The sequence below is a fragment of the Bradyrhizobium sp. genome, assembly GCF_004799405.1.
Classification (GTDB): domain Bacteria; phylum Pseudomonadota; class Alphaproteobacteria; order Rhizobiales; family Xanthobacteraceae; genus Bradyrhizobium.
Genome location: NZ_SSMW01000060.1, coordinates 1 through 11,381 on the forward strand (window position 1 = coordinate 1; position 11,381 = coordinate 11,381).

Genomic DNA, 11,381 nt, shown 5'->3' on the forward strand with positions numbered 1-11,381 from the left:
CCTTCACGCTGAGCGACAACGGGTTTAATACCGTGACCTTCAACGGCAAGCAGTCGGTCGATACCGTGATGGGTCGCATAAGCTACCTTTTCGCCATCCACTGAGCCTGGCGAACCGCTCCGATAACAAAGCCCCGGCATTGTCCGGGGCTTTTTTGTGCCTCGCGTAACCGCTACGATTTTGTGTATGACGATCAAGACAGAAGAGCTAAGCATCGAGGAGGAAGTGGCGGGTTGCAGACGCAGCGCTCGCGGACGCCCAGAAAATGCCCGGCGGTCCCGAACGTATTGAGGCCTTGAAAAGGGCTGGACAACTTCGATACGACGCCGACAAGCGAAGGCGCTCGATTGAGGATTAAATGGATCGCCACAAGTCATCGGTTCGTGCAGCGTCAGACGATGATGCTAAGCGGCTGCGCAGGGGCACCCAACAAATGCATTTTACAGGCGGCAACATTACTTCCGCTTCTGGCACTTTTCGGACATGGCGGGGAGGCCTGACGATGTCTGCTCCTGAGGGTAGAACGGACATGATGTGCAAGCGGGGACACTTCCGGTTTTGATCCCAACCGGACTCGCGTCGCATCCTCCGGTAATCAGTGAAAACTTCCCTCATGGATTTTAGAGCATCGGTTTTTTTTGCCTTCACCGGCACAAACCGTTGATTGAAAAAAATGTCGTATTTTTAGATGCTTGATGCCGGTTAAAAGAATTGGTCTCCTAACCTTTTGTTACAAAACCGCTGCTCTACCGCTGAGCTAAACCGGCGAATGACGGCGAAAGATAGCAGCCGGCCGGTTCTTGCGGAATAGCCCTCCAAATTGCAATGGGAATATTGCTGAATTCCGCATTCGCCATCCGGCGTCACCGGCTCGCCATTCCGTGCCGGTTTGCTCGCGGCGGCGACTAGCTTGACGATCGCGGATCGCCATATCCTTGCGGGTTGCTGCTTTGCCATTTCCACGCATCCCTGCACATCGCTTTCAGATCGCGCGTGGCGCGCCAGCCCAGAATCTGCTGGGCGAGGTCGCAGGAAGCGTAGCTGCTGGCAACGTCGCCTTCCCGTCTCGGTGCAAACACGACCGGGATATGTTTGCCGCAGGCCGCGGAAAAGGCCTCAACGAGGTCGAGCACGCTGGTTCCCCGGCCGGTGCCCAGGTTGACCTTGATCCGGTCCTGTCTTTCGAGAGCGTCGAGGGCCCGCAAATGGCCCACGGCGAGGTCGGTGACATGGAGATAGTCCCGGACGCCGGTGCCATCGGGGGTGTCGTAGTCCTTGCCGAATATCGTCAGATGCGGCCGGCGGCCGATGGCCACCTGCGCCAGAAAGGGCATCACGTTGTTCGGCGTCCCCCGCGGATCCTCTCCGATCAGACCGCTTTCGTGGGCGCCGGCCGGATTGAAATACCGCAGAATCGCAATCTTGAGCGAGCCGTCCGAGGCCGCCAGATCGCCAAGCATCTGTTCGATCATCAGTTTGGTCCGGCCATAGGGATTGCATGGCGCAAGCGGATGGTCTTCCCGGAGCGGCAAATAGACCGGTGCGCCATAGACGGTGGCGGATGAAGAGAAAACCAGCTTGTGAACGCCGGTATCCCGCATCGCCTGGACCAGCCCGAGCGTGCCGTACACGTTGTTATCGTAATACCGGATGGGATCACTGACCGATTCCGCAATCGACTTTAGCCCGGCCAGATGAATGACCGCGCTGCACCGATAATTTGCCAGGGTGCTGGCCAAGAGACCGCGATCCCTGACGTCGCCGTCGATGACTGTCGGGGAAACCCCCGCGATAACCCCGATCCGGTTCACCGCTTCGCGATGGCTGTTGCAGAAATTATCGAAGATGACGATGGAATGTCCGGCGCGCATCAGTTCGACGCAGACATGCGAGCCGATGTAACCCGCACCCCCAGTGACCATAATTGTCATCGCGAATTCACGCTCGATTGCGGTTGGACGTAATCTGGTCTTTCCGGTCTATCTCAGCCCGGGACCAAAACCTTCTTTTCATAGAGATCGGCAAGTGTCGCAAGAACATCCTCGGTGACGGTCGGTTTCGAGTCCGGATAGCTCTCTTCAATCAGTTGAATGATCTCGCGCACCTGGCGTTGTCCGTCGCACAGGCCCCAGATCACCGCCGCCGTCGGGTTCAGGTAAACTGCCACGGTGTTCCGGGGGTGATACAGCAAAAGCTCGCCTTCGATCGCCTCGACCTTGATATCGGCGACCGGCTTGGGGATCTTGTCCAGCCTTGTATTCTGTAACGTCGTCATGACTTTGCCTCGGACACTCGATGTCGTTTGCCAACCTTAATCGCGTCGCAATCCGATGAAAACGGCCCATCGCCTCAACAACCATCTCAACAGCGTGGCCGGATGCCGGACGGTTCGGCATAACAATAGGGATTGTTCAAGCGGCACGCCATAGAAGCCATGGAGCCACCATGGCGGCGGACTGAACAAGGCCGACAGCTTGCCGATCGGGCCAAGATTCGAATTTGCGATTTCGTGGAGTTGCATCATTCCAAAGCCGGCTCCAGCCGGGCAGGGGCCGGTCTTCCATGGGACCAGTTCCGGCTGCTGGTCCGGAAACACGCAGGACACCAGCCGCAGGGCGACGATGACATAGCCAAAGCGCTTTTGCAGATCCTGCCAGTCGATCTCGTCGCGAAAAATCGCTTGGTAGCGCCAGAGATCATAGAGGTGGATCAGGCGAACCTGTCTGGTGGGCTCGAATGCGTGGCGGGCGAGATGGCGCAACACATCGGTGTGTCCCAGCGCCATTCCATCCGGGCCGGCGCCGCGGCGGAACGATCGGGGTTTGCCTGAAAGACTGGAGAAGGTCAGACTGTAGGGCTGATCGGGGGCCATGGCGTCGGTATGGATTTCGAGAGAAATCCGAAACCCGGATTGGATGATCGACGCCTCCGGCAGATGATGCATCCGGGCGGAAAAATCCGACTTGTGCCGGGCTTCGAATACGTATCCGAGATCGCGGGCGACTTTTGCCGCCGCTTCCGTGTTGGCGGGATCGATCAGGATGTCGATATCGACCGTTGGACGAAGTTCCGGCGCCGGATAGATCAGGTGTGCCAGCGCCGCGCCCTTGAGCAGAATCATCGGGATTTTGGCAGTCGCGAATGCTTCCAGCAATCGATCGACGCACCCTTCGCGAATGATGGCGGCCTGGCGATGCCGGCTTGCCAGCGCCAGGAACGCCCGCCTGGCATCGGTGGGAACGGCGTTGGGTGCGCGCCTGGACAATGCCGCGACAATCGGGGCGCTCAACAGCGTAACCCCGTGGTAGTTCATCTCCTCGGCCAAGCCCTGCCAGACATTTGCATTCGCGATGTCAGGGCGTTGCGCTATCTCGCAGGCCCGGCTCGCGATTTCCTGGCGGCAAGGACCGATGGCGGTGAGCAGCGCTCGCAGGAACAGATAAGCGCCGGTCGGCTCTGGAGAGGAAGCGCGTCCGCCGCGCGAAGTCTGCGTCCTCGTTACACGGGCGATATCGGTTGCGATTGCACCGATAAGGCGCTTGCTGCGCTCAATCGGTGATGGCCTGAAGCTGACCCGCAACGGCAGTTGAATCCGTCGTTCCCGTCGCGCATAGCCGGCCATAGCCTGTTGGAGACGCACGAGTTCGCGGTGCCAGTCTTCGGATGAAACCTGGTATCTGATGCCCTCCAGATATTGGCGCCATCTCAACGTCAGATCGGCGGACACCAGAACGCCGTCTTCGCGGACATCGGTACTGCCGCTTCGCCAAAGCGCGATATTCGCCGCCTGCGCTTCGTCGCTAGCGGTGTTTTGCCATGCGCTAACGTGCGTAGTGCCGGTATCCCAGCGATAGATGTAAGAGGGTTTGGCATCGCCCGCGCTTGCGTCCAGCCCGGCTTCCTCGGTCTGGAGATAGACGGGGTGGTCGGTGTAGGCAGGGTGAGTGTCGATCGCCGCAGCTTTGAGGTATTTGGCTCGAAAAACCCACGACCCTTCCACCCTGGCCGTCAAGCGGGTGTGCGGTGAAAATTCAGTATTTCTGTAAGAGGTCCAACCCGACGCCGGCCTCCAGGCGCCATTGTCGCCGATATGCTTCAGGCAATCTTCGAGGTGCCAGGGCAGATAGAGATCGTCGTCGTCCCAAAAATGGATCAGGTCGGCGAGCGGATCCGAAAGTTCGAGCATTCGCTGCCTGACGAACCGAAGCGCCACGCTGGGCCTGGCTTCGTTGACGATCCGCACGCGTGGATGATCGAAAAACAGCGGCCGCGGGTGCTGGTTGTAAATCAGCAGTGTCGCATTGGAGATTGTTTGCTGGAGAAAACACGCGGTAGCCTCGCTGGCCAACGCGTATCGCCCGTAGGTCCCCATCAGGCAGTCGATCTTCATGTACGCGCCAGACCCTTGCAAACCGCCGAATTGTTACCCAGTAGCAATTTTGGGCTGATCGGGACCTGACTGCATGACGAAGCGGTATCCGGTCGGGCCCCGGTTCTCCGGCTGGAACCGGAGCCCGGTTTTGGCTTGTCGCTCAGAGGCATGACGAAGCAATATCAATTCCGGTTCTACGGACAAGCCGGGAAAATGCTTTAGTTCAGTTCAATAGTGCTGACGGCCGATTTTCAACGACCCTCGCCCCACGCAGGATTTGACCGGTCACGCCGGCCATCGTATATCAAACGGCTGTCGAACATGTTGCGTGATTGGGGGCCAGATGAGTGAGGAAATCAATCGCCGACCGCTTTTGAAAGCGCTCCGAACGGGCGTAGGTGCGGGTACCGCGTTAGGTCTTCTGCCGTCATCGTGGACGCGGCCGATCGTGCAGTCGATAGTTGTGCCGGCTCACGCCAACGCGTCGCCAGTCGGGACCACGGCGGCTCCCACCACAACGGCGGCTCCCACCACAACGGCAGCCCCCACCACTTCGGTGGCCCCCACCACAACGGTCGCGCCGGGTACGACGGTCGGTTTGTGATCCTGCCGGTACGCGGATAAATTGAAAACAGTCGCGGAGATGACGCGAGGATATGGTCCGTTGTATCCTTGCAATCCGGCTTTAGGCCGGTCGGATTGTCGCGGCAGCGCGAGCCGTCCACCATGACGAAATTCGTTATTTCGCTCCATGACCAGACAACAGAGCTGAATTACCCGGTTGGTCTTCAGAGCCAAATCGACCTGTTGTTCGGTCCGCAAACTCAGAACTTCCCCCGGCATCCCGGCCACGCCATTTCCGTCCAGGAAGCCGGTCCCAACCGATACTCGGTAAGCGTCGATCGGCGCCAAGTTGGCGAAGGCTTCAGCATTCCGGAACTGCTGGATGTCCTGCTGGAAGAGGTCGTCCACTCTCTCATCCATGAACTCGAAACCGCCGTCGCGCTGCATGGCGCCTCCATCGCATGGCGCGACAAGTCCATCCTGATTCCGGGCCCGACCGGTGCCGGGAAGACCTCGCTCACGGGATGGTTCGCCGCCAGGGATTTTGAATTCCTGTCGGACGAACTCGTGGTTCTGCCGGGGAATGGCAAAACCACTTTAAGTTTTGCGCGTCCGCTGCTGGCAAAACCGGGCGCCGAAGAACTGATCGCGCTTCTGGCGGGTACCGGCCAGGGCCGGACTACCCCGACCGGGGCGAATACTGTCATCAGCCTCGATCATCCTTCGCCAGGCGGAAATCAGCAACGCCAGGCCGGACTCATCATTTTTCCGAATTTCGTCGCGGGAAGCGAACTCGATTTCGCGGTCGTAAGTCCGGCATTGACCGGCATGAAACTGATGGAATGCAATTTGAACGCCCGTAATCTGGCCGACCACGGATTGCGGATATTGACGGGCTTTGCCCGCAACGTTCCCGCGTTGACCTTGACGTATGGCAAATACCAGCAACTCGAAGGTGTCGCGGATGCTTTTGTAAAGTTCATTCTGGACAACGACGTCACCGTTGCCAATTTGCAAGCCGTCTCGTCGGCTCTGCGCCCCAAATCATATTCAATCGGGAAAACTTCGCCGGCTCCGCCGAAAACCGAAATTCCCGAGGCGACACCGCGCAAGGCGCCGAAGAAAATCACGATCGGCATGGCGACGTTCGATGATTACGACGGCGTCTATTTTTCGCTGCAGGCGATCAGGCTTTATCATCCCGAGATCCTCGAGGACACGGAGTTTCTCGTCATCGACAATCATCCGGATGGCCGATGCGGGCAGGCACTCAAGGCTCTCGAAAATTCCATTCCGAATTATCGCTATGTTCCAAAGGGGGACGTGTCCGGAACGGCGATCCGGGATTGCGTGTTTGAAGAGGCCAGCGGCGAGATCGTGCTGTGCATGGACTGTCACGTTTTCATCGTGAAGGGAGCCCTGCAGCGGCTGGTCGCCTATTTCGATAGCCATCCCGACAGCAAGGATCTGCTGCAAGGCCCATTGGTGCATGACGACCTGAGCAGGATCGTGACCCATTTAAAGCCGGAATGGCGAGGCGGAATGTACGGCACATGGAACAATACGCCCGCCGGCGCCGACCCCGACAACGCGCCTTTCGAAATTACCATGCAGGGACTGGGGTTGTTTGCATGCCGGCGCGCCGCCTGGCCGGGATTCAACCCTGCCTTTCGCGGGTTTGGCGGTGAAGAAGGTTACATCCACGAAAAAATCCGCCAGCGGGGCGGGCGGGTGCTTTGCTTGCCGTTTCTGCGATGGATGCATCGTTTCAACCGGCCGATGGGGGTTCCTTATCCCAATCGCTGGGAAGACCGGATACGAAATTATTTCATCGGGTTTCGTGAACTGGGCTGGGATACCGCGCCCGTCGTAGCCCATTTCAAAACCGTGCTTGGCGAGGAAGCTGCAGAGCGACTTATTGAGCAACTGGAGGAGGAGTTAGCCCTTTCAGGAAAAACTGCCGGCGACGACCAACGGGCCGTTCTGGAACGGACGCCGGCAGAGCCGCACGCCAGTGACGCGATGCCGGCTGACGATCTCTTTGCCTCGGCCTGGGACGACTCCGCGCTGGCTCAACAGCGTAAATTATTGGCGCGGGTTGTTGCGGTTGCCGAGCAGCACGAGCTTGCGCTGTATCTATATTGGGGAACGTTGCTCGGACATGTGCGCGAAGGAGGCATTCTGCCCTGGGATGACGATGTCGATCTCGCGCTGTTCGATCCTGCCGCGGACCACCTAGCCGCATTTCGCGCGTCGATCGAGGCGGACGGATTGCAAATATTCGACAAGTCCCAAGGCAGCGATGTCTGGATCAAGATTTTCGATCCCGCCTCTCCGGTCCAGTCGCACTACTGTTCCTGGACCTGGCCTTTCGTCGATATCTTCATTTACTCGACCGATTCCAGGACGGCAGACCGCGCCTGGCCCGCTCTCGCGTGTCCGCGCGATCTGATATTGCCCGGAAGGATCGCGGAGTTTGAGGGGGTCCGGTGTTGGGAACCGGAGCAGCCGCTGGCCGTGCTTGATCTGTGCTACAGCGGGTGGCGGCATCTCGAAAAGAGTTCGGGCTGGAATCACCGCCGGGAAAGGCACAACGGGGCTGTTTCCACCCGTTCCATCATGACCGACGCGGCGGGACGTAAGATCGTGTCTTACCCGGCGGAATACGAGAATCCGCTTGGGCGGGAAGTGTTTCTGCCGCTGCTCCGCGAATGGATCGATTTGTGCCGGAAACATGACGTCCGCTATTCGATCTTCTGGGGCACACTACTGGGACAGATGCGCAATCAACGGATCATTCCCTACGACCAGGATCTGGATGTCGTGGTCGGCAAGTCGGGGTTGGACGCACTGTACGCTCTGCCGGGGCGTGCGCCCCGATGCCTATTTAATGACGAGTTAAAGGATCAACCCGCCTGGGAGGAAAATGAGATCCGCCTCGTGGTCAGGAGAGACCTCGTCTCGTCCGACGGCCCGCGTTACGACCACCGTGGCCGTCAAGCATCGACACAGGTGGATTCATGCGCCTTTAACGGTCCGCTGGCGCGCTTGATTATCAAGCTCCCGGCGAGTTCGGGTGGTCGCGAATACTGGCATCTCGACGTCGATCTGTTCACGGACATTTCCCGTTTCAATCCGTATCCGGCCCCGCACGAGGTCGACGAACTACCGGAACTGGAAGATCGGCTGCTGGAGGGTCTGCAGGTTTCCTGCCTCAAGGACCCTCAACCTTATCTGACCGGCTACTACGGCGCCGACTATATGACGCCCGATCGTGTCTACCGCGAGGGCCGCTGGGTTCAGCGGAGTTCCTGAACCGGGCTGGCAGGTTCAAGCTGACCGGTGCATTTGATCGATCGATCAGGGGGACTCCGACGTCACTCCCGCGGGCTTTCTGGAGTCTTGCCGAAAGGCCTGTCGAGAGTCCTGTTGCGTAATCGGCTGGCGATACGTCCGACGATTAAACGAGAGGATATTTCCGGGGTGTAGCGTACGACTTTCAATCCGCCGCTGGAGGCGAGGTCGCCATACCAGTAATGGAGCTCTTCTGCGGTCATGTCGTCACCATGACAACAATAACTGGCGCCGATCTTGTCGAGAAAAGCGCGCGTACAATGCAGTGGTGCGGGCTCGTCCAGCACGCGATCCACAAAACGGCAACCGCGTACGACCGCGACGCGCTCCGCAAAGGTCATGATGGGTGCAGGCTTGTAGCTTGCGACATCGGCGTCGCTGACCAGCGCCACGACCAGACGGTCGCCCAACACACGGGCGTGACGAAAGAACTCGACATGTCCATAATGGAAAAGATCACATACGACGTCGGCGTATACCCACACCGGCCCAGCTTTCGGATTTTCGCTCATGCGTATCGACCTGACCTGTCCCTTTCGGGTTTGCTTGAGTGAACGTGCCGGTGATGTATCACGTCGGGACCAATAACGACATGAAAGGCAATGATGCGTTTAGGGGAGAACCTGAGGCGGTCGACACGCTTCGGATACTGACATTTAACCTTGGTCTGCTCGGTTTCAAACTGAAAAACCGCTGGCGAATGCCGGTTGATGCACATTCCGGAGAACGGCTGGCCGCGGCCCCGCGGCTTTTGTCCTCGCTTGAGGCGGATATTATCGCGCTTCAGGAGGTCTATAGCCCAACTGATCGTGAGGTGCTGGCGCGCGCGATGGCCGAGCTCTATCCGTTTCAGGCCGGGTCGCCGAAAATGCGTTCGCTGGTCGGCAACGGGCTGATGCTGCTGTCGCGTTTCCCGATTTTGCATAGTGCGTTCATGCCTTGTCGTGGTTCGCCGCGATGGACCTTGCCGTTCTGGAAACAGGGATTGCTTGCCGTCGAACTCGACCTGCCTTCGATCGGGCGCACGCGCCTGATTGACGCGCATATTGCGGCAAGCGTGCCGTTCGGCGATGCCAATTCGATGGCGAGCAAGGCGAATCGCAATCGGGAGATCGACCAACTGCTTTCGGCAGCGAATGCCGGCGAAGTGACCGCCATTCTCGCCGGTGACTTCAACACCAGCCCCGCCATACATCCGGAACACTACGACCGCATTATCAGCGCCGGCTATGTCGATGCCTTTGTGGCGTCAAATCCACCGGCGGCAAAGGACGGCTTCACCTGGGATTGCGCCAATCCGCTGAACGCCCGTGGCCGCTTTCGCCATGCGCCAAGCCAGCGTATCGACCACGTATTCGTGCGCGGCGGCCATTCGGCACCGCTGAAGCCTGTGGCGGCGGAAATTGTACTGCAGGATCGCGTCGTCCAGACCGCTTCCGGCCAACTGATACCGCTTTCCGACCACTATGGATTGCTGGTTAGTTTAGCCTTGTCGCCCCAGCGACGGGACTAGGTGGAAAACTTGCCGGGTGCAACAATTCGTGTTTTTATCGGCAGTACAAGAGGTTGGGTGTTTTTCTGGAGTATTTCGATGAGAGTGTTTGTGCTCGCCGGCTTATGTCTGGCAGTTGCGGCCTGCGATCAGACCACTCAATCCGGAGCGTCTCTTTCCGAAGCCTCGACAGACACAGGCGCGGCGCCGCCGCCGATCTACGAGCCCCTGGTCGATATGCATCGCGTCGACCAGAACAAATATCGCCGTGACCTCGCTGATTGCCGGCAACAGGCAGCGCCCCAAGAGGCGGTCGCTCGACAGGCGAGACAGCAGGAGGCGGTCGGCAACACCATGTTCGCCGCCGGGGTGATTGCGAGCTTCATACCGGCGTCTACCTACAATCAGGCGCGCACACTGGATGCTGCTTCCGGAGCTGGGCAGGTAGTTGGCGGTACCACGGCTGCCAGCGGAGCGGCAACGGCAGAGCAGGCGACCGCCGACTATGCACTTGTCGTGAATGTCTGTCTGGCGCATCGGCATTATCGCTTGTTGCGCCAATGAATAATCGGAAAATTCGAAGGTAACGCTTTCCGTCCGGATCCAGGAGACGGCTGGCGCCAACTGCCGGCTCCCGGTCATGGTTAATCGATGATTAATTTTATTCTGCCAGTGATGCTTGCGGTGGCCCGCGCTAGCGTTGGGCGAACGGAGGTTTCGAATGGCAGATATCATGAGCATCCTGCAGTCGAGCTACGCAGCGGCTCCGCAGAGCCTCATTCCCGTCGGAGCGAAATTCGCGCCCGTTGACCCGACCAAATATCAGGGGACCTGGACCGGTAAGGACAGTACCAAACAGCCTTTCACGATTACGATTTCGAAGATCAGCGGCTACCGCGCCAATGTGTCGTTCGAGAGTGCGTTTGGCGGTCTTCAGGTTCAAAGGGTTTTCATCACCAGCAACAACTCGTTTCGTATAGGCAGCTCCAGCTTCACGTTGACGGGGACCGGTGTCGCGCAACTAAACACCGTGATCAAGGATCCAAGCACCGGCCTGCAATCGATCGAGAAGGACACCGCCACGCTGCAGAAGTAGCGCTCGCGGCTCCTGGCCGTGACGTATGCGCTATGAGCTTCTCAAGGAAACGATTCTCAGACTGGATTCGGCAACTGGACTGGTAAGGTTGACCGGTTAGGTTAAAGCCGGTTTCCGGTTGTGCGCGACGCTCATTTCAATCAAAGAGCTACGATCGTTTATTTCGGAGATGGTCAATGCTCAAACGAGGATTGAAGATTTCGCTGATTTCGATCGCGGCGATCGCCATCGGCGTTCCGCTGACTGCTCTGGCCTTTGTCGCCCTGGCTTTGATCGGCTATTGAGCGCGCCTTCCAACGTAGTCTGCCTAACTTGCGCGTTAGCCACTTAGGTTCGGGAGGCGTGAGGACGAACGCTTGTCCTGCCGTAAGCTATCGGTCTAGCGCCGCCTCGGCGAGTTCAAGCCATTCCGCCGCCATTTGACGCAGGATGACACGGGTTTCTTCGTCGGTCGTTGCGGAGGCCAGGACCAAACAGTGGTTGGCGTATGCCACGTATCGTTC

At 58.7% G+C, this 11,381-nt stretch carries 8 protein-coding genes and 1 tRNA gene; 4 read left to right on the forward strand and 5 right to left on the reverse strand.

Annotated elements, in window-relative coordinates; genetic code table 11:
* Positions 1-696: 696 nt before the first annotated feature.
* The 4 genes from E7813_RS09520 to E7813_RS09535 all read right to left on the reverse strand — a co-directional run bounded on the left by E7813_RS09520 (position 697) and on the right by E7813_RS09535 (position 4,390).
* A tRNA-OTHER gene (locus tag E7813_RS09520) sits at positions 697-767 on the reverse strand.
* A gap of 138 nt (positions 768-905) precedes the next feature.
* The gene (gene galE, locus E7813_RS09525; protein WP_291573156.1) at positions 906-1,931 is read right to left on the reverse strand and encodes a UDP-glucose 4-epimerase GalE; all 1,026 of its coding nucleotides are present in this window, start codon (positions 1,929-1,931) and stop codon (positions 906-908) included.
* A gap of 53 nt (positions 1,932-1,984) precedes the next feature.
* Positions 1,985-2,275, reverse strand: coding sequence for a PqqD family protein (locus E7813_RS09530; RefSeq protein WP_291573158.1), 291 nt, complete (start codon positions 2,273-2,275; stop codon positions 1,985-1,987).
* Between the two features lie 36 nt (positions 2,276-2,311).
* Positions 2,312-4,390, reverse strand: a complete 2,079-nt coding sequence (locus E7813_RS09535; RefSeq protein ID WP_291573160.1) for a nucleotidyltransferase family protein — start codon at positions 4,388-4,390, stop codon at positions 2,312-2,314.
* Between the two features lie 708 nt (positions 4,391-5,098).
* Here E7813_RS09535 and E7813_RS09540 point away from each other — a divergent pair.
* Positions 5,099-8,251 carry a LicD family protein gene (locus E7813_RS09540; protein ID WP_291573162.1) on the forward strand — a complete coding sequence of 1,051 codons (3,153 nt, stop codon included), beginning with the start codon at positions 5,099-5,101 and terminating at the stop codon, positions 8,249-8,251.
* A gap of 62 nt (positions 8,252-8,313) precedes the next feature.
* Here E7813_RS09540 and E7813_RS09545 read toward each other — a convergent pair whose 3' ends face one another.
* Positions 8,314-8,802 carry an adenylyltransferase/cytidyltransferase family protein gene (locus E7813_RS09545; protein ID WP_291573164.1) on the reverse strand — a complete coding sequence of 163 codons (489 nt, stop codon included), beginning with the start codon at positions 8,800-8,802 and terminating at the stop codon, positions 8,314-8,316.
* A gap of 80 nt (positions 8,803-8,882) precedes the next feature.
* On the opposite strand from E7813_RS09545, the gene E7813_RS09550 reads away from it, so the two are divergent.
* The 3 genes from E7813_RS09550 to E7813_RS09560 all read left to right on the forward strand — a co-directional run bounded on the left by E7813_RS09550 (position 8,883) and on the right by E7813_RS09560 (position 10,878).
* Positions 8,883-9,803 carry an endonuclease/exonuclease/phosphatase family protein gene (locus tag E7813_RS09550; RefSeq protein ID WP_291573171.1) on the forward strand — a complete coding sequence of 307 codons (921 nt, stop codon included), beginning with the start codon at positions 8,883-8,885 and terminating at the stop codon, positions 9,801-9,803.
* A 78-nt stretch (positions 9,804-9,881) separates the two neighbouring features.
* Positions 9,882-10,346: a hypothetical protein gene (locus tag E7813_RS09555; protein ID WP_291573166.1), complete on the forward strand. Its 465-nt coding sequence runs from the start codon at positions 9,882-9,884 to the stop codon at positions 10,344-10,346.
* A 157-nt stretch (positions 10,347-10,503) separates the two neighbouring features.
* On the forward strand, positions 10,504-10,878 hold the full coding sequence (locus E7813_RS09560) for a hypothetical protein (protein WP_291573169.1): 375 nt from the start codon (positions 10,504-10,506) through the stop codon (positions 10,876-10,878).
* Positions 10,879-11,381 lie beyond the last annotated feature (503 nt).